Consider the following 24,790-nt stretch of genomic DNA (forward strand, 5'->3'; position numbering starts at 1 on the left):
TTTTTACCTCCGATTATTCAGCTTCTATTAAATCAAGAATTTCATCTTTACTTTTTTCCACTATGTTTTTAGGCAATGATTTTAAAAATTTTTTCCCATAGGATTTTTTAATTATTCTGTTATCAAGAACAGTTATAATTCCTGTATCTTTTTTACTTCTTATAAGTCTCCCCACTCCCTGCTTGAATTTGATGACCGCCTGCGGCACCTGATAATCATTGAAAGGATTTTTCCCTTTTTTCTTTATATCTTCAATGATAGCTTCCGTTACAGGGTCATTAGGCACTTTAAAGGGCAATTTTACTATAATTACCGATTTGAGCTGCTCTCCCTGAACATCTACACCTTCCCAAAAACTGTCAGTTCCAAATAATACAGGATTTTTTGAAGATTTGAATATTTCTATCATTTCATGTCTCGGATAGTCATTCTGTTTTATAAATGTATATTCATTTTTGTTAAAATAAGTTTTCAGTTTGTTATACAGATAATTCATTGAACTGTATGAAGTAAATAACAAAAAACAGTGCCCTTCTGTACTTTTTATGACCTTTTCTATAAAATATTCGAGGTCATTTAAAAATTCAAGATTGTTTGGGTCAAGAGAATCGTTAGGAATGTATACTTTCATTTGCTTTTCATAGTCAAAAGGGGAACTTATAATTTCTTCCTCTATGTTATCTTTTTCCTCTCTGTCAAGCCCGATACTTTTTTTATAATAATCAAATTTATTTTCCACTGCTAAAGTTGCTGATGTAAAAACCATTCTGTTCATTTTATTAAAGAGATTTTCTTCAAGGGATTCAGCTACATCGAAAGGTGTCGCATAAAGTTTTATATTAGCCCTTGAAGTGTTTATATTGAGCCAATAGACATAATCTTCATCGTCAGACTGCAATATAAACTTAAAATTTGAAAAATATTGCTTCAATCTTTCAAAATATCTTGTAAAATCAAATATTACCCCATTTTCATCTTCCAATTCAAAACTGTCAATAAAATTCAAAAATTTTGCATTTTTTCTCAATAAATCTCCATATTTATCTTTTAATTCTGTCTGTAACCCTGTTATTTCTTTCCAGAACTGACTTTTCTTTATCTCAGTTCTGTCTATTCTTCTCTTTATTTCTCCACTCCCCAATTCTTGAGCGAAAGGATAGATTATCTTATCGAAAATCACATTTCCCTCGTCATAAAATTTATTGAGAGCTTCTATAATTTCTTCTTTCATTTCATCAGCTTTGATATAATCTTCCTGCTTAAGATTTTCATTCAGATATGCCATTAGTCTTGTCAATGCTCCCGCATTATTTGTCCCCGTTGCTCTCCTATTATGTATATTTCCTGCAATCCTACCCAATGTATATCTTGAGACTTCATAAGTGAAATAATTCCTTGCAGTATCTTCTATATTATGGGCTTCATCAAAAACTACAATATCATAGTTAGGCAATATGGAATACTCCGTATTAAATCCTATTTCGTTTCTAATTGCCAAATCTGCAAAAAACAGATGATGATTTACTATGAGCATATTTGCATTGCCTATTTTTTTTCTTGCTTTAAAAAAATAACAATCTGATGAGCGGCTCGATGTACATAAATCTGCTTCGCAGTTTACTTTTTCCCATATATAATTGGGAACTTCGTATTTCAGTTCGCTCCTGTCGCCTGTTTCAGTAACTTCGTCCCATTCGAGAATACTTTTCAGTATTTTCTTTTCTTTTTTTTCTTCTTCGGTATCCTGTTCATTTTCAATAACATTTATATTTTTCAGTTTTCTTTTACATAGATAATTTCCCCTGCCTTTTACTATCTCATAAGTAAAATCCTCTCCGATTATTTTTTTTACTAAAGGAATGTCCTTATTTATAAGCTGTTCCTGCAAATTTATCGTATTTGTGGATATTATCAGTTTCAGATTATTTTTTAGAGCATATAAAAGGGTAGGAAGCAGATAAGCTATTGTTTTTCCTGTTCCTGTTCCTGCTTCTATTATGAGTTTTTTATTTTCATTCATACATTTTTCAATATATTTTGACATTTTATACTGCTCTTTACGAGGTTCAAACTTTTTGATTTTCTGATGAATTTTTCCTTTTTCTCCAAAAAATTCGTCTATATTTATCCCCGTATGTTTTTTTAAAGGAACTATTATATATATATCATTAACATCATTATTTATAATATAGGAAGCTCCGCCGCTTTCGCCGTATACACTGGAAATTGCCACATCTTCATTAGACGGTATGAGTATGCCCGAGGGATGATTGTGTATTATTACCTCATTTTTTTTCATTCTGTTTAATAACGCTGCAACAGAGCTCTCATTTCCTCTTGCTATCACTTCAATCTTTGTAACAAGCCCTTCTTCATCAGGTACACCCCTGAAAAATACTTCGTTCCCGCCTGAATCTTCTATTTCTTTTCTCATTATTTCTGCTATTTCGTTATTAATAAATTCGGCAACTTTCATCTCTCCTCCTATTAGAAGATTGTACTATATATACGATTTTTTTTCAATAAATAACCTAAAATTTTTTTGTATTTGAATTACAAAATAAAAAAGGAGTGTCCCAAGAGTATTTCTTCCACTTTACGGGACAATCCCATGAATTTTATTATTTCTCATTCAAATATAAACTCAATTATTATTGAAAATCAACCTGAATATGAAATTATTATATAAATCTATATTGGAATATAGGCTCAATCACTATTGAAAATCAATAAATTGAGAATTTATCGTTAAAAAAAATTAGATGTCTTATCATCTTCCATTCCCCAAAATTCTTTTTCAAGCCACTTTTCCTGTCTACTTTTAAATAATAAAACCGAATCTTTATCCTCCCTGATATATACTCTCAATTCCAAATACAGTTTTCTTAAAAGAACAGTCGTTATCTCTCCCTCAAATATTGACTTCTGGACATTTGTCAAATATTTTTTACATATTTTAAAAACATTGCGTGAAACTCTTGCACCGTCATCATCTGTTGAAATATCATATACTAATATAATATACATACTACCACCATATTTTAAAACCTTCGTATTTTTTATCTTCCATTAAATGTTTTACTATTTTATATGCTTCTAATCTCATCAGTCTCCTATATGATACATTTCTGCCTAAATCCCTGTGTTTTATCGTTGTTTCAAGCCTTTCATTGAAAGTTTTTAAAATTAATTTTTGTGCTTTTTCTTTCATATAAAAATAATTTGAATCCTTGGCAAAATCTTTTTCAGTTATCATTTTTTTATTTAGTAAAGAAAAAATAACTCTATCAGCAAGCAGAGGTTTAAAAACTTCCGCCAAATCCAATGATAATGAAAATCTCCTATCTCCTACACTATGCAAATAGTTTATTGTAGGATTTAACTGACTGACGTATATTTCAGATAAACAGGCAGTGTAAACGAGGGTATTTAAAAAAGAAATCATAGTATTAATCATATTATCAGGAGGTCTTTTCACTCTTTTTTCAAAATCAATTTCCTGATTTACAATGATGTTCCAGCTGTCATAATACACTTTTCTGATAGTTCCCTCTACTCCCATAAGTTCTTCAACATTTTGCGTCCTAAAAATTCCTTTTTTCAGAGCTTTTATTTGCTCTATAATTTCTTCAAGGTCTTTTCCCCTTTCCTGATAATATCTTAAATTCCTCAATATATTAGAACTTGCAGCGTCAATTATTAACTGTGCCAGCTCAGTTCTTTTAGTGTTATCCGTATAATTTTCGACCTGTTTGACAAACAGTTTTCCTGAAACATTTGTTTCTTTAGGATAAAAAGTCCCTGTATAAAATTTCTATAGCCTTACTCTTTTTTATCTCATGGACAACTTTCCAGTTCCTTATAAAATCAATGTTTACAGTTTCTTCTATTGCTATCTGTTTTGTTTCAAAAGAATATCTGCTTTCATCGATTAATTTCCCCATTTTGACATTTTCATTAGTTTCTTCAAAGTTCAGATTTCTTGAAAAACACCATAATTTTCTTTTACAGATAAAATAATAATTCATCATTAATCCACTTATTCTCATAATAAATTCACCTGATTCAGTATTATCAAATTAAAAACACAAATCCTCAAAATCTTTCTTTTTTTCCTGTTTTAGTATTTCCACACCTCTTTCATAAGAGTAATCACAATTTAATATTACTATACTTTCATAATTATTTATTTTTAAAAATTCATAATCACTTTTATCAAGCTCATATTCAGGGATATTTACTTTTAATTGATTTATCTTATCTCTTGCTTTTATCTTTTCCAATTTCAACTTCTCTTTTTCTTCTTGAGACAAGTCTTTGTATGTTCTCTTTAAAATTTCTATCTTTTCGTTTATCATTTCCGCATTATCATCATACACTCTTTTAGGAATTATCTCTATTGAACGTATATTACGGAAAATCTTTCTCACTTCTTCTTTTTTAATATCATATTCAACTATATAATCTTTCAATGTGCATAATTTTTCATTTATAAGTTGAAAATATTTACTTTCCTTGAGACTCTCATAGGAATATACGTCATCTATCAAAGACAGTTTTTCTTTTTCTGTCAATATTCCGTCAATATTAACAAGTTTTTCCTTTGATTTTTCATGTATAGTTTCATCTATTATACTTTTTTTACTGCTATTTATGCCACTGCAATTTTCAATAAAGACATAGCAGTTATATTCCTCATCTGTCCTGATTATTCTCTTTCTGTAACATCTTCCCATTCTTTGAAATAATCCGTTCAAATCCGATAACTCCGTAATCAGAACATCAAAATCCAAATCCAGTGAAGCCTCCAGTACCTGTGTTCCAATCCAAATCCCATTTTCCCTTATATTTTCAATTTGTCTTTCTTTTTTAATATTGTCGGTAAATCTTTTAAGGTCAGCGAACTTGGAAATCTCAGCTTCTTTTTCTGCTCTGTCTTTTTTTATGAACTGGCTATGCAGCAGGTTTATTTCATCATCGGGAATCCCCATTTCTTTAAGTTTATTATATATTTCTTTTGATTTTCTGACAGTATTGCATACTACCAAAATTTTATTATTCTTATATTTTTCTTTTATAAATTCAGCATTTATTTCTTTATTTTCTACCTTTACTTTATGTCTTATATCGTTATTAATAAACGGTTCTGTTGTAATAAAAGGAATATTTTCCTTTTCCAGTAATGTTTTAATAACTCCCGGCAAAGTTGCAGTCATTATGGCAAATTTTCCTCCAAAATCCGTTATATATTTTATCCCGAAAATTAGCGAAGCTACTAATTCAGAGGAATACATCTGTATTTCATCTATCACTATTTTGGAATAAGACAGTATCGCCACTTTCAGTTCAAATCCCGCTGCTCTGTATACAAAGTCAAACAGCTGGTCAATGGTACAGACTGTCAACGGTAAAGACAGCTGTTTTGTCTTATTGATATATTCGTCAAATTTGTCTTCTGTCAGATTTTTTTGAATGTTTTTATCTTTTTTATTATTTTCCAGATTTTTCAAATATTCACTTCTAAAATCCGAATGAAGTATGCCAAATTTGTTTGTAACATCTCCCTGTATTATCTGTTCTTCTATTCTTTTATAGATAGAATTTATCGCTACTCTTAGAGGTAGTGTGAAAAAACCTTTATTATTTCCAATCCATAAAAGCCCTGCTTCCGTTTTGCCAAAACCCGTCTGTGCCACAACAATAACATTTTTATCCCTATTTTTTATCATAAATTTCTGTAAATCGTTCCAGTTATTATTACTGTTATATTTTTTCAATATATTTTGTAAAAAATTTTCCATACTTTTTTCTAAAAAATTATTTTTATATTCAACTTTTAATCCTGAACTTGCAGCATAATCGATTTTATTCAGCAAACCTTTCAATATTATATATTTACTAAAAATTTCTTCCGCTTCTTCTTTAGACATTGAAACATCTACTGAATATAGTCTTTCACCTAACTTATAGTATCTTTCACTTAGTTTTTTTAATTTTATATTATTGTCCTTAATATTAAATATCTCCGATTTTTCAACTAATTCATCATTATCTTTTCCGAAATAGTCTTTGTATTCTTTTTCCAGTTTTTTTAGGCTGTTTATAAAATTTTCAGTTTCATTATTCATTAGTTCTATTTCTTTTTCAAAATCATCATCTTCAATTTCGGAAATATCTCTTTCATGGTGCAGAGCCACAGCATGAGCCAATATTTTCAAATCATATTTATCGAAATTCTGATTTTTTATTAAATTTTTTGAATTTATAAAGGCCGTACTTAAAACCCCATGAGGAATTTCACTTTCATCCCTTTTCCCGAATAATTTTCCCTGAAATTTTTTATTTATTTTTCCAAGATCATGATATATACAGGCTAATAATAAAAGTTTTTTATTTACTTTGATATTAGGATAAATTTCCATTAGTAAAATAAAATTCTCTATAAGGTTTTCAGTATGTTCTATTATTGTTTCTCCTGTTGACTTTGCCAAAAATCCGTTTTTCATTTCATAAACTCCTTTTTATATTTTCTATTATAAATATATTTTTTTATATTATTTTTTAAGTTTTTCTTTTGAAATATCCTCATAAATAATTAAAATACATTATAAATCACAGAATACAATATCTCCATCACTGTCTACAGGTAATATGCTTTCTTCGTATCCTGTTATATCCGAAGAATATATCACTTCTTTTTTCTCCCATAATCGAATTTCTTTCGGTTTAGCTTTCGTTCCTATATTTTTCAGATTGTAATTTTTAGTTATCTGATATCTCGTTCCTGCAATCCGAACTCCGTCTTTTTTATCTCCAAAACCCACTAAATTTTCCTTGATAAATCTTACAGGAATATATGCATAAATATTTTTCCCGTAAGCTGTATCTTTTTCCAGCTCCTTTTCTTCAATCTCAACAACTTTCACGTTTTCAATTACGACAATATCTTCTCTTCGACCTAAAGACGGATATTCCCTCGGATTTTTAAAAGCGTCAACTATTTTTTCAATATTTTCATCAGACTGATTTTCGGGAATGATATGTATAGTCAGGTTCACATCTACAAGTAACTCTGCCGTGGCTATTCCTCTGCTTATACCAAAACCGTCCACATTAATCTGATGACGACCCTTTTCATAGGAATATCCGCTTTTAAACTCATACCTTGTATAGAGGTCATTTACTTTAGAAAAATAATTTCCGGCTACACTTATTTCCATAGGAACATATTCCTTAAAATCACATAGCGAATGAACCATTCCTATTATTGTGGAATAAGGAGGCAAGGGATAAGTTTCTTTTAGCTGAAAACTTGTTGCAGTTTTATAATTAACCATATTCTGATACAGTTTAAGCTTAATTGCTCTTATCATAATATTCATCAACTTTCTCTTTTATCTTTTTAAAAAATTCAGGAGTATCGGTTATGGTTATATTTTTCTTTTTCAATTCAGTTTCAACTTCGGTGTCATTATCAAACTGTTCTTTTACAATACCGCACAAAGTGTCTTTCTCGATATAATCATAAATTCCGCTATATAATTTTTCGATTGCAATTCTGTTATTTTTTATATCTACAATATTTTCAAAAAAAGGATTTTTTATATCGTATACTCCGCCTATTATGAATAAAGGTTTTAAATCTTCCCTTCTTCCTCTTATATCTCTATAAAGTAATGAAATTGTATCCAGAAGTTTTTTCACTCTTCTTGCTTTCTCTTTATTATCTATATTGATATTGTCCAGTTCGTCTACACCTATTTTATCCAAGTCTATTGTAAGTGTATATTTATAATATGACTTATGAATTTCAGCTTGTGCTATATTAGGAAATTCACCTGCTCTGTCTGCCAATCCTTTATTTGTCAGAAATTCCAAATCTCCCTTAAATGTTTCCAGAGAAACTGCATTTGACAATCTCACTATTGCAGAACGATTTTTTGAATTTTCTCCTTTTGTAGTTTTCATATATCCGAAAAAATCAAGTTCAGGATAATCTTTTATAGTCGTTTCTGCTGAAAACTGTACAACTTTTTTATCTCCACTCCCTTCAGCGTTCACAGGAGAAAGAGGCTCCCCTAACTGCTCTATTATATTATATCTTATAGCCTGTCTTGATATATATGTGTACTGTTCTCCTCTATTTCTGGATATTTTTTTAAGAGCTGCCACATTTCCTATTCCTTCACCATAATTTGCACTTTGTGCCAAAAACACAGCAGTAAATGTCAATCCTTTTTTCTCCATAGTTATTCATTCCCTTCTTTAATATTTTTATTTTCATCTTCATTTTTTCTTTCTCCCAGCAATCCTATCAAAAAAGCATGTCCCAATGTTTGAAAATCCTCTTCGTCAACAAGAGCTTTAGTAAATAATTTATGTATTTCCTTTCCTGCATAAGCATGAGCCGAAATCAAAGTATCCATAAACATATCTACATTATTTATTCTGAGAGAATTCTGTAATCTATACAGCAGACTTCCTATCTTTTTATCATTTCCGCTCACTTCAATATAACTTTTTCTGAAATAATAACCGTTATTTTTGATTGCATTGACATCTTCTTCTTTCAGTTTACATTTTTTTTCTTCTTTATTCTCCATTTCTTTTAACCTCCTGATATAATCAATATTTAATTTAACCAAATCAAGCAAATTACTTTCATTATAATAAGCGTATCTATTTTTTGAAATTTTATAATAACACAGCCTGTTTATCAGTGAAAATAAATTCTGATTATTTAGCAGTTCTCTAATTGTTTCATCATATAAATTAAAATATCTGTCATAATCTTTATAACTTCTGCCTAACAGTCTGTTGATTTTCTCTTTATTTGCATTCAGCAGTTGCAGCATATTTTTTGATAATATACTGAATCTGTATGTTTCATCTTCCAGTCTGACTACTTGAATATCTGCTATTTCATATTTTGTACTGTTACTTTCAACTTCAAATTCTTTTAATAAATTTCTGTATAAATTTATTTTTTTATCTTCCTGATTTTCAACATAAATATTTCTTGCTATTCCGTTATTAAGCTGCTCTATAAATTTAAAACTGAAATTGGCATTTACAAATATTCCTTTATTTATCTCAAAAACAAATCCCGCAGGCATACACGAATAAATCAAAGTTACTAAAGGAGTTACAGCTATATCATTATTAAAATTCCATACATGTGAAGGCTTTCTCGCTATATCGAACCCTGTATAATTCAGAAATCCCAGAGTATTCTGATAATTTTCCATAGGCATATCCGAAATGCTGCATTTATACTTGAATTTTGACTTTTCTTTATTAATGTATTCGATTACAGGGTTTACAAAATAGGATTTGTATTCCTCATATACATCTTTAGCCGCATTAGCTCTATTCAAAAAGGAAACCCCATTCCAGTTATTATTAACTATAAGATATATGATATTTTTTGCAGCAGGATATTTTTTTGCATTGCCTTTTTCGTCCACTACTGCTTTTTTCAAAAATATCATTATTTCTTTTAACTGATTAAAAGTTTCCTTTATTTCCTGTAATGTTTCACCTGTTACATTTTCTTTAGGCTTTTTTATTTTTTTAATTTCTTTTTCCAGTTTCAATATTTTTTCTTTTCCGCCTGTTTCCATATAATCATATGCAGACTGATAGCTGTTTGATTTCAAAGTCTTTTTTATAAAATTTATTTTTTCATTTATAACTTTTTCTATTTCATCGGACGAGATATTTTCTTTCTTTCCTGACAGAAAATCATCAATATATTGTTCAAAAGATAATATTTTCCCGTAAGGAAGAATTTTATAATATCTTTTTAAAAAGAAATCAAAATATTTATATTCAAAATTCTCAAGTACATTAGGGAAAAATTTTAACGCCTGACCGTCTTCAGAAATCTCTATTTCTCCTTTTTCTTCTGCCTGCTTTCCTCCAAGGATATTATAAAATCCCAAAAGAGCAGCATTGAAAAGCCAATTTGACAAGCGTAATTCTATCTTTTCACTCATTTTTCTTCCTCCTTTCTTTGCGTATTATGGTGTTATTTCAAGCAGTCCATATCCGCTGCCTCTTAGTGAGCCGAGTCCCGAACTGTAAATATAATTCAGCAGATAGTTTTTTCCCTCTAAACATATAGTTCCTATTGACGTATCGATAAATTTTCCATAAAATTTGACAACATTCTTTTTTAGGTTCTCCGTTTTGATTATTAAATCTTCAATATCTTTTTTAATATATTCACCATATTCGTTTTTCATTTCCAGATAAAGATTTCTTTTCAATATCGAAACAAATTTATCATCATTTCCTGTATAATATGTATCTTCCTGTGTTTCCTGATTATGATCTCTACAAACTATGGGAGACATTGTCTTTCCTTTTAAAGAAATTCCTTTAACTTCCTTAGCAGGCAGTATCGTTATATTTGCAACTTTTACTGCCAAATTATCAGAAATATCAATATGTTTACCTTTTATATTTATAAAAGCATTGTAAATATTGATTGCGTCATTATTATTCAATATTGAAAAATTGATAATAAATTCTTTTTTTTCTCCCTGTAAAATTATTCTATCTTTTTCAAATCTTGAATTTTTAAAAAATACCGACCAGCAATATTTTTTTTGTCTGTTTGAACCAAAAAATTCTTTAAATATTTCCTCATATCTATCAAGTCCTGATTTGAGCATACTCAATATATTTCTATGATAATCCTGAGAAAAACTGTCACCTTTGACTACCGTACATAATACTTTGAACCTCATTTTCTTCATTCTCCTTTCTTTAATTTTTATGCTTTCTTTTTTTAATTATACCTCAATTTTTTATTTTTGCAATTATTTTCCATAAAAATTTAATTAGAATTATTTAGTTTTATACCAATAAAATACTACAGTGTATAGAAATTTCTATTTTTCAATTTTCTCCACAGCTTTGTTAAAATCTTCTTTAGTAATATTAAAAGAATTTAAGGCATTTAATAACTGTTTTGAATTATAGTAGCCTATTTTCAGAATGTCTCCCAAAATAATTCTTCTCTTTTTGGAATCATCTTTTGAGCATAAACCGTTTTTTATCAGATCATCCAAAGTAAAAGTATCAGAAATTTTGTCTTTATTTTTATGGGTTATTATGTTGGATAATGCTTCGATTATCGCATTATCTGAAGCATTTTCAACTCCTATATTATTTTTTTTCAGAGCATTTTTTCTGCTTATAAAAGCGTGTTTTATATCAGGAATATGTTTTTCAATAGTATTTCTTATTTTTTTTCCTGCATAATCAGGGTCAGTTAGAAGTATTATATCATTTTCTTTAGACAGTTCCGATAATTTATCAATAGATTTTTTTGTAATCCCCGAAAATCCGTTCAAAGCTATGATATGACCGTCTACGACCCTTTTTAATGCTGTTATGTCATCTTTTCCCTCTACTACGATAATCTCATTTATTTTCATTTTTTTCTTTTCCATAAAAATTCCTTTTGTTTATCTGATATTATAATCTTCAAGTATTTTCAGAAGCAGATCCCACATTTCTCCTACAGATTTTATTTCCATTCTTTCTTCAGGCGTATGGGCTCCAAATATATTTGGTCCTACTGAAACTACATCTAAATCTTTAATATTATCAGCAAAAATTCCGCATTCAAGTCCGGCATGGATTGCTTTTACTTCAGGTTCTTTTCCGTTTATTTCCTTAAACTTTTTGACTATTAAATCCCTTATCAGAGAATTTTCCTTATATTCCCATAACGGAGAATTGGAATCTACTTTTATATTTGCCCCGTGTTTTCTTGCCAAATCAGTGATTTCTTCGAGTAATTTATTGAGAGCTTCATTTACGGAGCTTCTTGACAATGCTTTAAAAGAATACTCGACATTTCCTTTTACTGTCGCTGTTCTTACTACTCCAAGATTTATTGATGTCTCAACAAGTCCTTTAATTTTTTTGCTCATCGCCTGAACGCCGTAAGGAAATTCATGTATATAGGATATAATATTGGCTGTATCGGATTGAGAAATTTCTGCGGGTTTTTTCCCTAATTCTTCTACTGTAATTTCATTTACTTCTAAAATCGGAGATTTATCAACCACTTTAAAATCTTTTAATATATTTTCAAAAGCTAATTTTGCCAGTTTTTCAAACTCTTTCAAAGTGTCTCCGTCAAGATTTACGTTTAACTTTGCTATGGCTTCTCTTGGAATTGCGTTGACTTTTTCTCCGCCTTCCAAGGAAATCAATTTCATTGAATAACGTTTGCTCAGATGATATAAGATTTCTCCTAAAATTTTATTGGAATTTCCGAGATTTTTATGTATTTCTGCTCCCGAATGTCCTCCTGAAAGACCTTTTACTTCTATAGACAATAATACACTGTCATCAATTTTTATAGTTTTAGGATTTAAAATAAATTGGGTAGTCGTTCTTCCGCCTCCTGCACTACTCACATAAACTTCTCCAAATTCTTCAGTATCCAGATTTATCAGCGTTTTTCCCTTAAAAATTGAATAATCAAGATTAGCGGCACCTGACATTCCCTCTTCCTCATCCGTTGTTATGAGAATTTCCAAAGCAGGATGTTTTATATCATCACTGTCAAGGATAGCAAGAGCATAAGCTACTGCAATTCCGTCATCTGCTCCTAAAGTAGTTCCGTTTGCTTTTATAAAGCCGTTGTCCTGTATCAGTTCTATCCCCTGTTTTTCAAAATCAAATTTCGTATTTTTATTTTTTTCCCAAACCATATCCATATGCCCTTGAAGGATTAGCGGAGAATAATCTTCATAACCTTCTGTAGCATTCTTTTTGATTACAACATTCAATGAATTGTCCTGAAATACCTCAAGCCCTCTGTCTTTCGCAAATTTTACGAGCCAGTTACTAATTTTTTCCTCTTTTTTTGAGCCTCTCGGTATTTTAGAAATTTCATTAAAATAGTAAAAAACCTTTTTAGGATATAATTTTGTGATATCCATATTTATACACCTTCCTTTTTAAATTTATTATTTTTTTACTTTTAATATAATCTACTTTTAGTATATTATAATATTTACTTCGATGAAAGATATAATAGTATTTACATACATTTCAGTCTGTTTTTAGTATATTATGATATTTACTATAATTATAGTATTTTATTACAATATTTTATTATAATTGAATAATCCAAATAATTTAAATAACCTGATTTTTAAACAATCCAACAATCATCATATAATAGTATCAAAAAGTTCCTCAAGCATTGCCATTTCTTTCTGTGTCAAATCATGCCCCGATTTCAGTTTCATAAGAAGCGGATTATCTGATGCAAGACTGCTTCTTTCCAAAACTTTTATCACAAGTCTTTTATAAAATTCCATATTTAATTATAAAGCTGCTTCAAATCTGATATTTTCATTTCTGTCATATCAGTTTTTCACAGCTTATCTCCTTTCATATATATTTAGTTATCAGATTTAAAGTCATTTTTCAAGTCTTTCAAGTCATTGAAAGACAACTGAACGACATTACTCTTGGTAATTGAGCTTAAATGTATTCCTATCAGCCTTACTTCGTCTTTTTTCTTTAAAGATTGAAAAGTTTCCATTACTGCATTGAATATATTCTCAAAATTATTTGTCGCTATTTTTAGTGTTTTCGCTCTTGTATAAGTCATAAAATTTGAATATCTTATTTTTAATGTTACCGTTTTAGCAAATTCTTTATTTTCTCTCAGTCTTTCACTTAATTTTTTTGACTGGATTTTCAGTTCGTCTTTTAACTCAAGTACATCATTCATGGACTGACTGAAAGTGATTTCATGACCATAAGACTGTCTTTTCCTGTCTGTATCTATTTCAGAATATTGCATTCCCCTGATAACATTATATAAATATTCACCTCTATTTACTCCGAATTTTGCAGTAAGTTCCTTTTTTTCTATTTTATAAAGTTCCGAGACTGTCAACACTTTGAACAGGGCGAGCATTTCCCTTGTTTTTTTGCCTATTCCCGGAATGATTGACAAATTTTTATCCCATATATATTCCAGAAACTGTTCTTTATCCTGAAAAATGAAATACCCGTCGGGTTTATTAATATCACTTGCAATTTTTGCACTTATTTTACTGAACCCTATTCCTACAGAACAGGTCAATTGTGTATTTTTAAATATATATTCCTTAAATTTTTTAATAAATCTTTCCGTATTATTATTTTTTATAAATTCCGTAATATCAATGTATCCCTCATCAATAGAAGTAAATTCATATTTACTGGTAAATTTCTTTATTAATCCCTGTATTTGTTTTCCTACCGTAGAATAATAACCTTTTCTTACAGGAACAAATTTCAGATGAGGGCAAAGTCTTTTCGCAGTAATTGCAGGCATTGCAGATTTCACACCGAACTTTCTCGCTTCATAACTCGCTGTGGTTACTACACCATGTCCTACTGCAATGGCTATCCCTCTAAGTTCAGGATTATCTCTCTGTTCAATCGAAGCAAAAAACGCATCCATATCATAATGCAGGTAAATCTTTTTCATTTAATATTCTTCCCTTGTTTTCTTTGCTGATTTATCTTTTTTATTAATTTATTATCAGTCTTTTTTATCTTTTTATTTTTTATACAATTCTTTTTATATAATAATTGTATAACAATGACTTTCATTATATTCAAAATTTTAGAATTACTTTTTCTTTTTTAGAAATACTATTGTTGACATTATTATTAAATAGCAGTAAATCTGCCTTTTTCTATTTTATATTTATACGTTGCCAAGTTTGCCAGTTCCATACTGTGGGTAACTATAATAATAGATTGTTCTTTTTCTTTATTGATTTTCTTAAAAAGTCCATTTATGACATCGCTCGTTTCCGTATCGAGATTTCCTGTAGGCTCGTCGGCTAAAATAATTTCAGGGTCATTAATCATTGACCTCGCTATAGCCACTCTCTGTTTTTCTCCGCCTGATAATTCAAGGGGCTTATGAGTTGCCCTGTTTGCCAATCCTACAAGCCCGAGTAATTCTTCAGCTTTTTCCCTTATTTCCTTTTTATCTCTTTTTTTATTAATAAGAGCAGGTATCATAACGTTTTCAAGAGCTGTAAATTCGTTCAAAAGATAATGAAATTGAAATACAAATCCTATTTTTTCATTTCTTATAGTATTTTTTATTTTTTCATTTTTATAGTTTATCACATTTCCGTCTATTTTCAGCTCTCCATTTGTAGGAATATCAAGCAGTCCTAAAATATTTAGTAAAGTTGTTTTCCCGCTTCCTGATTTCCCCTGTATAGAAGCAAAATCACCTTTACCAAAAGATAAATTTACATCTTTCAGCACATGTATTTCTTCAACTTTTGTCTTGTATATTTTATTTACATTATTTAATTCTATTATTTTATTATTCATGTTTCAATGCCTCCACAGGATTCATTCTGGATGCCCTTATTGCAGGATAAATTGTAGAAATGAATACTACAATAAAAGTAACTGCATATACCATTGCCAATTCTTTCCATGATATGTACAGTGGCAACTCTTCAAGATAGTAGTAAGTATATCTCATATATATTTTAAACAGTTTTTTCAGTGCTAATAATATTAACGGTGATAAAATGCTGGCAAAAAGCATTCCCGTTATTCCGATTATAAGTCCTTCTATAGTAAATATCTTTCTAATATTGGAATTTGTATATCCTATTGACTTCAATATTCCTATATCTTTTATTTTTTCCCTCACAATCATATTTAAAATTACCGATACTGCAAAACATGCTATTATTAAAAGTAAACTTAGAATTGCAATAAGAACAAACTTTTCAAACAGCACCGCATTGAGTAAATTCTGATTTATTGTTTTCCAGCTCACTATTATAAAATCTTTTTCAGGTAATTTTGAAACGACTTCTTTTACAACATTTTCAACTTTTTGAGGATTTTCGACTTTTATTCCGACTTCAGTTGCTACTTCCCCTCTTTCGACCATTATCTGCATAGTTTCAAGGGGAACCATTACAAGATTTGAATCATAATCTAAAAATCCTGTTTTAAAAATACCTCTTATTATCAGTTTTATCTCTTTATTATCGGAAGAAATAAGACTTAACTCATCCCCTACTTTTATATCCAGCTCTTTGGAAAGCTCTTCTCCTATGAGAATGGAATTAAGCTCGGAAATATTGCTGTTTCCTTTTATAATTTTTAAATTTAGATTGTTTTTTACATTTTCGGCACTAAGTCCCTCAGCCAATACTCCTTTGGCAAATCCTTTAAATTTTATTATGGATTGGCTTCTTATCTGAGGAATAACTGCTTTTACATCTTTTATATCCTTTGTTTTTTCAATTATATCCTGATATCCCTCAAAATAACTGTCTTTGGCGTTTCTAATTAAAATATGCGGACTTAATGTCAGTAATGAACTTATCATATTTTTTTCAAGACCGTTCGATACAGTCAAAGATACCACAAAAACAGTTACAGCAATGGCAACTCCCAATACTGAAAATATACTCTGAAATTTTCTTTCGATTATATGTCTGTATGCTATAAATAATTCTACCATTTTTCTCCCCTATTTGACATCATCGGACATATCCGATGTTATATTATAATTTCTCATCAATTCAGCTTTTTCAGCCTGCACTTGTTTTACATCAAGGACAATTTCTTCTCCTTTATCAGTTTCAAATATTATAAATTCAGATTTTACACTTTCGACTTTTTTGACAAAATCTTTAAAATCTTTATATTTTTGCCCATTTACTTTTATAATTACCGCATTTTCAATATCCGTATATCCTAAATTTACATCGAAAGGTAAGACTCTCACCAAAACTGCAAGTTCCGAATAATCTTTGAACTTGTCTTCCTTTTCATAAACGGAAGCCAGTACTCCCTGAGTTACAGTCATATAATTATTAGTCAGAGGCTCAAACAGCAGTCCTCCGTATACCAAATACGATGGAGCCGTTTCCAGCGTTACATCTTTGACTATGCTGTACTTTATATTTTTGCTGTTAAGTTTTACTTGCCCTGTCTGTTTCTTTTTATCCCTTACTATTTCATATGTAATTGTATCTCCGTGTTTTTTTTGCTGATTTACATATGCAAAATCCGTTTTTTCATTTTTTCTGAATTCTATAGTTCCGTCATATTCTATAGGTTTATTATCCAGTTTCAATAGTACGTCATTTTCTTTTAAAGCTCCTTCAAAAGGAGATCCTTTGAATATTTTCTTTATAAGTATTCCCTGAGAATTTTTTTCAAGTCCCAACATTCTTCTATGAGACGGGCTTTCAAGTTTGGACCATTGCAGACCGAGACCCGGTGCTCCTTCGTAATTTCCGTCTTTTATGTCATCAAGAAAATGATATAATATATTTACAGGTATGAAATATCCTATATTATCTGCTGAAGTCAGTCCTGCAAAAGCCACTCCTACAACTTTATTTTTACTGATAACAGGTCCTCCACTATTTCCGCTGTTTATTGCGGCATCCGTCTGACCTATCAGAAATCTCTTATTCGTCAATGTGTAAGTATTATGCTCCATTCTGGATACAATTCCCTGTGTCGTACTTAGTTTATCACCGCCTAAAGGATAGCCATATACAGTAACATTATCCTGTACTTCAGGTAATGACCCTAATTTTAGCGAAGAAGTCCCGCTAAAAAAGGATTTGTCCTCAACATCTATAAGTGCCAGATCATAGTCTTCCGAAACAAATTTTACTATAGCCTTATATTTTTTTGAGTCTCCCTCTTTTCTTATTTGTAAAAATTTTGAATTCAGCACTGCGTGAGCATTTGTAATAATTTTATTCCCGTCAATTATAAATCCTGTCGCCGTAGAATTAAAACTTTGTCCATATTGCCATGGAGAAGCATAGTTAAACAACTGATGTGAAGCATAAACCTTAACCAGAGCTTTTTTAATTGTTGCATCATTTGCAAACATCATTACACTTAGTAATAAATATAATGTAAATAATAATTTTTTCATTTTACATAAAAGACTGTTTTTAATCAAAATAATTCTGTTCAGTAAATTCTATAATTCTTTTTTGAATTTATTTCATCTAAAATTTTGAAAGAACAGCTTTCTTCCTCCTTATAAATAATATTTTTTATTAATTTTTTTAATCTATAAAATAATGTTTTTAAACCCTCTGAAATTTTACAACTTAAAATAAGAAATGGACTTTCAGGAAATATCTGTCCAAGCCTTTAGGCAAGTTCTATTTTATAATTTCAACGGATATTTTCTTTAAATGAACAATACAGTCGTACCATTGCAACTTTAGAGAAGCTTTATTTTATAACTTCAACAGATAGCTTGTTCCCAATTTTATTTTGTATAATTTTTAAAAATAGTAAATCTTTTCCTATATTCAATCTATATTTTATTTTTCTCTTATCTTTTGTAATAATCTCAAGACACCTGTCAAATCTTTTTCCGCCTACTCTATCCACTTTTACCGTAGCGATTTTTATTTCACTCATATTTATTTGAGTTTTTCCCGAAAGAATAAAATTATTTTTTATAATGATTTTATAACTGAAAAGTATCCACGCAGAAACTGATACATAAATAATTAATGCTGAAATCAGTATTATTTTAAATAAAGTCAGAGTTTCTATCCCTGCCAATCCCTTATAAAGTGAATATAAAGCAACAAACAACAGCATTATAAAAAAAATAGATGATGAGATTACATATCTTTTATTTACTCTGAAAATATACGTATCTTTTTCATCTTCTATTTTATATTCTTCAAGTCTTTTTCTATAATTTTCCATATTATACAAGTCCAACATAATCCCCTTCTATACGGAATATTTCCGTAATTATATTATTCTATAATTTTATAAGTAATTTCTCCTTCTTTTTTCAGATTGAGTTTATCACGAGCAACTCTTTCTATCTTTTCTTCTTCACTGAAATTTTTAATATTGGTTTCGAGCGTTCTCTTTTTTTCAACATATTCTTCCAATTCTTTTTCAGTATTTTTTATTTCTCTGTCTACTTCTTTTTTTACTAAATACGTTTCAAAAGTCTGATAAGCAATCATACCTATCAGTGCAAAGAAAAATAAGTTGAAAAGTAAAATCATTCCTTTTTTTCCCATTTTTATTCTCCTGTTTGTTAATTTACTTTTTCATTTCTGATTTTTTCTATCTCTTTTATAAAGCTGTCCAAACTGTCAAACTCTTTATAAACAGAGGCAAATCTGACGTAAGCAATCTCATCCAAATCAAGCAGGTAAGAAATTATGATATTTCCCAAATCACTTGATTTTATTTCTCCTGAATATTCAGTCAAAATTACTCTTTCTATTTTATCGACAGTTTCTTCGACTTTCTCAGGGTCTACATTTCTTTTTTCCAACGCCCTCGTAATACCGTTATATACTTTTTTTCTCGAATAAGGCTGCTTTTCGCCGCTTTTTTTTATTACATAAAGGGCTAAATCTACAACTTTTTCATGAGTAGTAAATCTTTTACCGCAATTTTCACAGGCTCTCCGCCTTTTTATAGAGTTTCCGTCGGCATATGCCCGACTGTCTATTACTCTCGTATCTTCACTTCCACAAAATGGACATTTCATATTTTCCCCTTACTTTGACTTATTTTTAATTTTCCTCATTTCTTATTATTTCTATTATCTCTTCTTTTGTCTTTGCTTTTATAAGATTTTCTCTAAATTTATCTTCCTTTATCATTCTGGATATCCTTGCCAGAACTCTTAAATACTCCTGTGCTTCATTTTTAGGACATAAAAACATAAAAAATATATTTACATTTTCATTATCAATAGCATCATATTCTATACCGTTTTTGGAAATTCCCAATGTTACTGTAAGTTCTCTGACTGCTTCTGTTTTTGCATGAGGTACAGCGACATTTTTTCCTATTCCTGTAGACCCCATATTTTCTCTTGTGTATAAATCTTCCAGTGCCAATTCTTCATTTTCGACCTGGCCGCTCTTTTTTATATTTTCAAAAAGTTCCTTGATGATTGCATTTTTATTTTTTGCCTTTAAATTTAGGTCTATTGTTTCAACATTAATATAATCAGCTATTTTCTTCCCTGATGACATATAACTATAACTCCTCCGTTAAAAATTTTTTCATTTCCATTTTTACTTGTAAATTCTCATTAATATATTTTTCAAAACTTATAATAATTTTTTTTAAATAAACCGAATATTTTTCAAATTCTTTCAGAATATAATGTTCGTCAGAATATTTTTTATTTATAAAGGAGATTTCCCTATATTTCAGTATTAATTCAAAATCTAAAATTTTTTCAATTTCATCAGAATGGTAAATTCCCTGTTCTATCATTATTCTTCTCAAAAAAGATAAAATAATATAATATTTATAGCCTTTTAGAAGTTTTTCCCTCGTATTTATAAATTTTAGAATATCAATTAATTTATCAAAAAAATCTTTATCTTCATAATTTATATCATATAATTTATTTACACTGTCTAAAATATACAATGAAATTTCCAATTTTTCAATGTCATTTGTAATATTTCCAAATTTTTTTATAAGTTCAGAATCATTTACCGTATAAAAACCGTTTTTTTTCTGAATGGTCATATCTACAAGACTTAGAGGATTTAAAGTAATCGGATTTCTTTTTCTTGATTTCCTTATCCCATAAGCCATGATATTCATTTTCCCGTATTCCCTTGTAAAAACTGTTGCGGATAAGTCCGCTTCATTTATTTTTTTATTTTTTAATACCAGACATCTCGTTTTTAAAATTTCCATTTCTTTTTATTATCTTCCATTTGTTTTCCGTCTCGCCGTTATTCTTATTCTGATAATTTATGTTATTCTGTTTTATATATTTCATTTCTGCTATAATTTGTTTAATTATATTATCTGAAATTTGATAATCTGTAAATAATTTGTGAATTACCGTCAGTTACCGAAATTTTTGAAGGATAAGTATATTCTCCTGCTTTTACATAATCACTGAAATTCACTTTATATCCCTTGCTTGTTATTGATACGAGCCATGAATTATCGAAAGTAAATGTATCTCCATTTTTTGTCTGAGTTTTTTTCTCTGTCAGTTTGTTAAGTTTATTAAACACACTCAATATGTTAGATTCATCCTCCTGAAGTTTTTGAGTAACAGTCTGATTCAGAGAGGGATAATATATAGTTTTGGTACTTCCTGTGAATGTATAAATTTCGCCTTTATTTACAGTCGGATAAGTCATCTGAATTTTTAGAGTTCCGCTACTGTAAGTCATTACATATTTTTTAGTTTTAGTTGATTTATTCATTTTCATATTTTCCGTAACATTCACTACAAATCTGCTTTTTTCCCAAAAATCCTTGGAAAAGGAAAGTACCGAAAATATCATAAAAAGAACTGCTATTTTTCCTATTATTGTTTTATTTTTCATTATTTTTTTCTCCTCTTGATTAATATATTTTTATACAGCGATTTTATAACAATATATTTATAATATATTTTGAATATCCCAATATTATCACTAATTGATATTTCTGCTGATTATTATATATTAATTTAAATTTCTTTAGTTTGTCTGTGTTGTTCCTTTATTTTTTTGGAATTCCTGTTCTATTTCCTGATTAATCTGATTTTGAATTTCTTCATCGACAGTCGCATTTGTACTCCATTTATATACGAGAACACTCTGAATGTCATATATCTGATAAGACGGTCGAAATTTTACTTCTTTAGTCTGCTTGAATGAATTTAAATCCTTAATATAAAATGAACCTATTATAAGCCCTCTCGGAAACAAATCACTCGTTCCCGAAGTTTCAATACGGAAATTGGATTTTTCAGTAACATTTTCATTATAATTGAATATGGAAAACGTTCCGTTTCCGTTTCCACGCAGTATCTGCATATCAGTACCATTTATAACTACACTTGTTCTTGAATTTTTACTTGTAAGTAATGTTACTTCGGAATAATTGGAGCCTACTTTTGATATTTTTCCAATAAGAAATCCGTCATACATTACAGGCAAATTGAGACTTATTCCGTCATTTTTACCTTTATCAATAAATATTCTTTCCGAAGAATTCAAATCTTCTACTAATGCAACGTCGGCAGCAATGTATTCGGCAGGATTTTTGCTCCTCATTTCCAACATTTTTCTTAATTTTTCATTTTCTCTTTCAATATTTATCAATTCCATATTCTGAACTTTATTTTTCTGTAATTCAAAATCTCTTTCTTTATTGTTATTGATGTATGTATCTATATAATTCATATCATGTATTCTTGATTTAAATTTTAGTGTCTGCTTGTAGACAATGCTCTTTACTTTGACTAATTTGAAATTTACAGCTTGGGCCAGTCCGTCAAGAACTCCGACTGAACTCGCAACTTTGTCTTTAAATATAAATAAGACTACGGCTATAACTGCTACTATCAGTATATTTCGTGCTGTATTATTTTTTCTTTCGGCATTTTTTCCTCTTTTTACTGCCATTTATGAGCTCCTTTTCATAATGGTTTTTATTTTTGAATTATACTATATTTTTCTGACTTTGTAAATGTTTCAAATATTAAAATTTTTCGGTTATCTGCTCTTGCTTTTTGAATTTTTCCAGTTATACTATTAGAGTAAGAAATTGAATTAATTATTATATTATTTTAAAAAGAAGTTATCCTGAAATAATTCCTATCTCCGATATTATCAGGAAATAACTTCGGAAGGAGAAATTTATGAGAATCTATGAAAGCGACAGCATTAGGAATGTAGCTATTTTAGGGCATAGCGGTGCAGGAAAAAGTAATATGACCGAAGCATTGGAATATACTGCCGGACTCACTGCAAGAATTTCAAATCCTAACGATAATGTAAAAATAAGCAGTTCCACCACTCTACATGCAGTTGAATATCAGTCTTTGAAATTTAACTTTCTCGATATTCCGGGATATACTGATTTCTTCGGAGAACTGGAGTCAGGTCTTGCAGCAGCAGACGGTGCTGTCATAATAGTAGACGGAACGACAGATTTATCAGTAGGAACCGAAACTTCCCTTGAGCTGACTGATAACAGAAATATTCCCAAATTCATCTTCGTAAATAAAATTGACAGTGAAAAAGCCGATTATGAGAAAACTCTTTCTCAATTAAGAAAAAAATATGGAAAAAGGATTGCTCCTTTCCACGTTCCTTGGGGAAAAGCGGAAGCATTCAAAGGACATATAAACGTTGTAGATATGTACGCGAGAGAATATGACGGAAAAGAATGTCAGAACGCCTCTATCCCTGATAATATGGATAAAGAAATCCAAACAGTAAGGGATATGCTCCTTGAAGCAGTTGCCGAAACAAGTGAGGAATTAATGGACAAATATTTTAACGGAGAAGAATTTACCACTGCCGAAATCCACAAAGGACTTAGAGAGGGTGTCCTTAATGGAAGTGTAATTCCCGTTGTATGCGGGTCTACATTTAAAAATATCGGACTTCATACCACTTTCGATATGATAAGGGACTATCTGCCTGCTCCTCGTGATAATAAAAAAGTTAAATCGGAAAAAAAAGAATTTGTATGTCAAATATTTAAAACTGTCATAGATTCGTTTCTCGGAAGAGTTTCTTATGCTAAAGTTCTTTCAGGGGAATTAAAACCTGAAAGCGAAATATATAATATAAACAAAAGAATAAAAGAAAGAGTAGGAAAAATCTCCACTGTCGTATTGGAAAAACTCACCGACATTCCTAAAGCAGTATACGGAGATATTATAGTATTTACCAAACTTGCAAATACTCAAACTTCGGATACTCTGTCAAACAGTGAAAAAGAGCCTTCAGTTCCTAATATTTCATTCCCTAAGGCCCAGATGCTCGTAGCCATAAAGCCTTTAAATAAAGCCGATGATGAAAAAATATCTACAGGATTACAAAAATTGCTCGAAGAAGATGCCTCATTCATGTGGAACAGAAATATGGAAACGGGGCAGACTGTATTGGGAGTTCAGGGAGACTTGCATACAATTACATTGATTGAAAAGCTGAAAAATAAATTTGGTGTGGAAGTCAAGACGGAAGAGTTGAAAGTACCTTACAGGGAAACAATTACAGGTCAGTCCGACGTTCAGGGAAAATACAAGAAACAATCAGGAGGGCATGGGCAATACGGAGATGTAAAAATCAGATTTATGCCGACAGAAGAACACTTTATATTTGAGGAAACTGTTGTTGGAGGAAGTGTTCCTAAATCATATATTCCCGCGGTAGAAAAAGGACTGAAAGAATCTCTTGTCCACGGTGTACTGGCAGGTTATCCCGTAACAAATATGAAAGCTGTACTATATGACGGCTCCTATCACGATGTGGATTCTTCGGAAATGTCTTTTAAAATTGCCGCAAATCTTGCGTTTAAAAAAGGTATGCTCGAAGCAAAACCTGTACTTCTTGAGCCAATTATGGAGCTTTCAATTATAGTTCCCGAAGAATACATAGGGGACATTATGGGAGATATAAATAAAAAACGTGGAAGAGTTATCGGAATGGAATCCCACAAAAATACAAAACAAAAAATAACTGCCGAAGCTCCTATGGCTGAAACTTTTAAATATGCAAATGATTTAAAAGCTATGACACAGGGAAGGGGATATTTTGAAATGAAACTTTTAAAATATGAAGAAGTTCCTTATGATTTGGCTAAAAAAATAATTGACGAAACAAATAAAGATAAAGAGAAATAATCAGAAATATTATGAGAAATTTTATAATTAATAGAATTTACAATTGATAGAAAAAATATAAAGCATAATATCTAATATAAAATA

Annotated in this window: 24 protein-coding genes; 1 reads left to right on the plus strand and 23 read right to left on the minus strand. The window is 29.8% G+C overall.

Annotated elements, in window-relative coordinates; translation table 11 throughout:
• Positions 1–13 precede the first annotated feature (13 nt).
• The 23 genes from ACO5J6_RS00160 to mreC all read right to left on the minus strand — a co-directional run bounded on the left by ACO5J6_RS00160 (position 14) and on the right by mreC (position 22,475).
• The gene (locus tag ACO5J6_RS00160; RefSeq protein ID WP_485641261.1) at positions 14–2,476 is read right to left on the minus strand and encodes a helicase C-terminal domain-containing protein; all 2,463 of its coding nucleotides are present in this window, start codon (positions 2,474–2,476) and stop codon (positions 14–16) included.
• Between the two features lie 272 nt (positions 2,477–2,748).
• Positions 2,749–3,027, minus strand: coding sequence for a CRISPR-associated endonuclease Cas2 (gene cas2 / locus ACO5J6_RS00165; RefSeq protein ID WP_485641262.1), 279 nt, complete (start codon positions 3,025–3,027; stop codon positions 2,749–2,751).
• Between the two features lies 1 nt (position 3,028).
• Positions 3,029–3,763 carry a type I-B CRISPR-associated endonuclease Cas1b gene (gene cas1b / locus ACO5J6_RS00170; protein ID WP_485641649.1) on the minus strand — a complete coding sequence of 245 codons (735 nt, stop codon included), beginning with the start codon at positions 3,761–3,763 and terminating at the stop codon, positions 3,029–3,031.
• Positions 3,764–3,785: 22 nt separating this feature from the next.
• A complete protein-coding gene (locus ACO5J6_RS00175; RefSeq protein WP_485641263.1) occupies positions 3,786–4,049 on the minus strand; it encodes a Dna2/Cas4 domain-containing protein in 264 nt (87 codons plus the stop codon).
• 30 nt (positions 4,050–4,079) lie between these two features.
• Complete coding sequence (gene cas3 / locus ACO5J6_RS00180) at positions 4,080–6,506, minus strand: CRISPR-associated helicase Cas3' (RefSeq protein ID WP_485641264.1); 2,427 nt, start codon at positions 6,504–6,506, stop codon at positions 4,080–4,082.
• Positions 6,507–6,605: 99 nt separating this feature from the next.
• Positions 6,606–7,382 (minus strand): CRISPR-associated protein Cas5, encoded by a 777-nt coding sequence (gene cas5, locus ACO5J6_RS00185; protein ID WP_485641265.1) that lies wholly within the window; start codon positions 7,380–7,382, stop codon positions 6,606–6,608.
• Complete coding sequence (gene cas7i / locus ACO5J6_RS00190; protein WP_485641266.1) at positions 7,357–8,247, minus strand: type I-B CRISPR-associated protein Cas7/Cst2/DevR; 891 nt, start codon at positions 8,245–8,247, stop codon at positions 7,357–7,359. The genes cas5 and cas7i overlap by 26 nt, the downstream gene beginning before the upstream one ends.
• 2 nt (positions 8,248–8,249) lie before the next feature.
• Positions 8,250–9,998: a Cas8a1 family CRISPR/Cas system-associated protein gene (locus ACO5J6_RS00195; RefSeq protein WP_485641267.1), complete on the minus strand. Its 1,749-nt coding sequence runs from the start codon at positions 9,996–9,998 to the stop codon at positions 8,250–8,252.
• Between the two features lie 24 nt (positions 9,999–10,022).
• Positions 10,023–10,754: a CRISPR-associated endoribonuclease Cas6 gene (gene cas6 / locus ACO5J6_RS00200; protein ID WP_485641268.1), complete on the minus strand. Its 732-nt coding sequence runs from the start codon at positions 10,752–10,754 to the stop codon at positions 10,023–10,025.
• A 144-nt stretch (positions 10,755–10,898) separates the two neighbouring features.
• Positions 10,899–11,462: a ribonuclease M5 gene (gene rnmV, locus ACO5J6_RS00205; protein ID WP_485641269.1), complete on the minus strand. Its 564-nt coding sequence runs from the start codon at positions 11,460–11,462 to the stop codon at positions 10,899–10,901.
• A 15-nt stretch (positions 11,463–11,477) separates the two neighbouring features.
• Positions 11,478–12,968 (minus strand): aminoacyl-histidine dipeptidase, encoded by a 1,491-nt coding sequence (locus tag ACO5J6_RS00210; protein ID WP_485641270.1) that lies wholly within the window; start codon positions 12,966–12,968, stop codon positions 11,478–11,480.
• 234 nt (positions 12,969–13,202) lie between these two features.
• Entirely contained in the window at positions 13,203–13,352 is a 150-nt protein-coding gene (locus ACO5J6_RS00215; protein ID WP_485641271.1) for a hypothetical protein, read from the minus strand.
• Between the two features lie 83 nt (positions 13,353–13,435).
• A complete protein-coding gene (dinB, locus tag ACO5J6_RS00220; RefSeq protein ID WP_485641273.1) occupies positions 13,436–14,518 on the minus strand; it encodes a DNA polymerase IV in 1,083 nt (360 codons plus the stop codon).
• A 185-nt stretch (positions 14,519–14,703) separates the two neighbouring features.
• Entirely contained in the window at positions 14,704–15,387 is a 684-nt protein-coding gene (locus ACO5J6_RS00225) for an ABC transporter ATP-binding protein (RefSeq protein ID WP_485641275.1), read from the minus strand.
• The gene (locus tag ACO5J6_RS00230; protein WP_485641277.1) at positions 15,380–16,543 is read right to left on the minus strand and encodes an ABC transporter permease; all 1,164 of its coding nucleotides are present in this window, start codon (positions 16,541–16,543) and stop codon (positions 15,380–15,382) included. Before ACO5J6_RS00230 ends, ACO5J6_RS00225 begins: the two co-directional genes overlap by 8 nt.
• Positions 16,544–16,552: 9 nt before the next feature.
• Complete coding sequence (locus ACO5J6_RS00235; RefSeq protein ID WP_485641279.1) at positions 16,553–17,983, minus strand: S1C family serine protease; 1,431 nt, start codon at positions 17,981–17,983, stop codon at positions 16,553–16,555.
• A gap of 308 nt (positions 17,984–18,291) precedes the next feature.
• Positions 18,292–18,798, minus strand: a complete 507-nt coding sequence (locus ACO5J6_RS00240; protein WP_485641280.1) for a hypothetical protein — start codon at positions 18,796–18,798, stop codon at positions 18,292–18,294.
• A 35-nt stretch (positions 18,799–18,833) separates the two neighbouring features.
• A complete protein-coding gene (locus ACO5J6_RS00245) occupies positions 18,834–19,109 on the minus strand; it encodes an FtsB family cell division protein (protein WP_485641282.1) in 276 nt (91 codons plus the stop codon).
• A 17-nt stretch (positions 19,110–19,126) separates the two neighbouring features.
• Complete coding sequence (gene nrdR, locus ACO5J6_RS00250) at positions 19,127–19,588, minus strand: transcriptional regulator NrdR (RefSeq protein WP_485641284.1); 462 nt, start codon at positions 19,586–19,588, stop codon at positions 19,127–19,129.
• Between the two features lie 25 nt (positions 19,589–19,613).
• Positions 19,614–20,081: a PTS sugar transporter subunit IIA gene (locus tag ACO5J6_RS00255; RefSeq protein ID WP_485641286.1), complete on the minus strand. Its 468-nt coding sequence runs from the start codon at positions 20,079–20,081 to the stop codon at positions 19,614–19,616.
• 4 nt (positions 20,082–20,085) lie between these two features.
• Positions 20,086–20,763 (minus strand): DNA repair protein RecO, encoded by a 678-nt coding sequence (gene recO, locus ACO5J6_RS00260; RefSeq protein WP_485641288.1) that lies wholly within the window; start codon positions 20,761–20,763, stop codon positions 20,086–20,088.
• A gap of 110 nt (positions 20,764–20,873) precedes the next feature.
• Positions 20,874–21,410 carry a hypothetical protein gene (locus ACO5J6_RS00265; protein WP_485641290.1) on the minus strand — a complete coding sequence of 179 codons (537 nt, stop codon included), beginning with the start codon at positions 21,408–21,410 and terminating at the stop codon, positions 20,874–20,876.
• Positions 21,411–21,545: 135 nt separating this feature from the next.
• Positions 21,546–22,475, minus strand: coding sequence for a rod shape-determining protein MreC (gene mreC / locus ACO5J6_RS00270; protein WP_485641292.1), 930 nt, complete (start codon positions 22,473–22,475; stop codon positions 21,546–21,548).
• A gap of 236 nt (positions 22,476–22,711) precedes the next feature.
• On the opposite strand from mreC, the gene ACO5J6_RS00275 reads away from it, so the two are divergent.
• The gene (locus ACO5J6_RS00275) at positions 22,712–24,706 is read left to right on the plus strand and encodes an elongation factor G (RefSeq protein ID WP_485641294.1); all 1,995 of its coding nucleotides are present in this window, start codon (positions 22,712–22,714) and stop codon (positions 24,704–24,706) included.
• The last annotated feature ends 84 nt before the right edge of the window (positions 24,707–24,790 follow it).

The sequence above is a fragment of the Pseudoleptotrichia sp. genome (genome assembly GCF_057270515.1).

Excerpts from the sequence above, each read along its gene's own strand:
- ACO5J6_RS00160 (WP_485641261.1), bottom strand. The coding sequence starts at position 2,476 with ATGAAAGTTGCCGAATTTATTAATAACGAAATAGCAGAAATAATGAGA.
- cas2 (WP_485641262.1), bottom strand. The coding sequence starts at position 3,027 with ATGTATATTATATTAGTATATGATATTTCAACAGATGATGACGGTGCA.
- ACO5J6_RS00175 (WP_485641263.1), bottom strand. The coding sequence starts at position 4,049 with ATGAGAATAAGTGGATTAATGATGAATTATTATTTTATCTGTAAAAGA.
- cas3 (WP_485641264.1), bottom strand. The coding sequence starts at position 6,506 with ATGAAAAACGGATTTTTGGCAAAGTCAACAGGAGAAACAATAATAGAA.
- cas5 (WP_485641265.1), bottom strand. The coding sequence starts at position 7,382 with ATGAATATTATGATAAGAGCAATTAAGCTTAAACTGTATCAGAATATG.
- cas7i (WP_485641266.1), bottom strand. The coding sequence starts at position 8,247 with ATGGAGAAAAAAGGATTGACATTTACTGCTGTGTTTTTGGCACAAAGT.
- ACO5J6_RS00195 (WP_485641267.1), bottom strand. The coding sequence starts at position 9,998 with ATGAGTGAAAAGATAGAATTACGCTTGTCAAATTGGCTTTTCAATGCT.
- cas6 (WP_485641268.1), bottom strand. The coding sequence starts at position 10,754 with ATGAGGTTCAAAGTATTATGTACGGTAGTCAAAGGTGACAGTTTTTCT.
- rnmV (WP_485641269.1), bottom strand. The coding sequence starts at position 11,462 with ATGGAAAAGAAAAAAATGAAAATAAATGAGATTATCGTAGTAGAGGGA.
- ACO5J6_RS00210 (WP_485641270.1), bottom strand. The coding sequence starts at position 12,968 with ATGGATATCACAAAATTATATCCTAAAAAGGTTTTTTACTATTTTAAT.
- ACO5J6_RS00215 (WP_485641271.1), bottom strand. The coding sequence starts at position 13,352 with ATGGAATTTTATAAAAGACTTGTGATAAAAGTTTTGGAAAGAAGCAGT.
- dinB (WP_485641273.1), bottom strand. The coding sequence starts at position 14,518 with ATGAAAAAGATTTACCTGCATTATGATATGGATGCGTTTTTTGCTTCG.
- ACO5J6_RS00225 (WP_485641275.1), bottom strand. The coding sequence starts at position 15,387 with ATGAATAATAAAATAATAGAATTAAATAATGTAAATAAAATATACAAG.
- ACO5J6_RS00230 (WP_485641277.1), bottom strand. The coding sequence starts at position 16,543 with ATGGTAGAATTATTTATAGCATACAGACATATAATCGAAAGAAAATTT.
- ACO5J6_RS00235 (WP_485641279.1), bottom strand. The coding sequence starts at position 17,983 with ATGAAAAAATTATTATTTACATTATATTTATTACTAAGTGTAATGATG.
- ACO5J6_RS00240 (WP_485641280.1), bottom strand. The coding sequence starts at position 18,798 with ATGTTGGACTTGTATAATATGGAAAATTATAGAAAAAGACTTGAAGAA.
- ACO5J6_RS00245 (WP_485641282.1), bottom strand. The coding sequence starts at position 19,109 with ATGGGAAAAAAAGGAATGATTTTACTTTTCAACTTATTTTTCTTTGCA.
- nrdR (WP_485641284.1), bottom strand. The coding sequence starts at position 19,588 with ATGAAATGTCCATTTTGTGGAAGTGAAGATACGAGAGTAATAGACAGT.
- ACO5J6_RS00255 (WP_485641286.1), bottom strand. The coding sequence starts at position 20,081 with ATGTCATCAGGGAAGAAAATAGCTGATTATATTAATGTTGAAACAATA.
- recO (WP_485641288.1), bottom strand. The coding sequence starts at position 20,763 with ATGGAAATTTTAAAAACGAGATGTCTGGTATTAAAAAATAAAAAAATA.
- ACO5J6_RS00265 (WP_485641290.1), bottom strand. The coding sequence starts at position 21,410 with ATGAAAAATAAAACAATAATAGGAAAAATAGCAGTTCTTTTTATGATA.
- mreC (WP_485641292.1), bottom strand. The coding sequence starts at position 22,475 with ATGGCAGTAAAAAGAGGAAAAAATGCCGAAAGAAAAAATAATACAGCA.
- ACO5J6_RS00275 (WP_485641294.1), top strand. The coding sequence starts at position 22,712 with ATGAGAATCTATGAAAGCGACAGCATTAGGAATGTAGCTATTTTAGGG.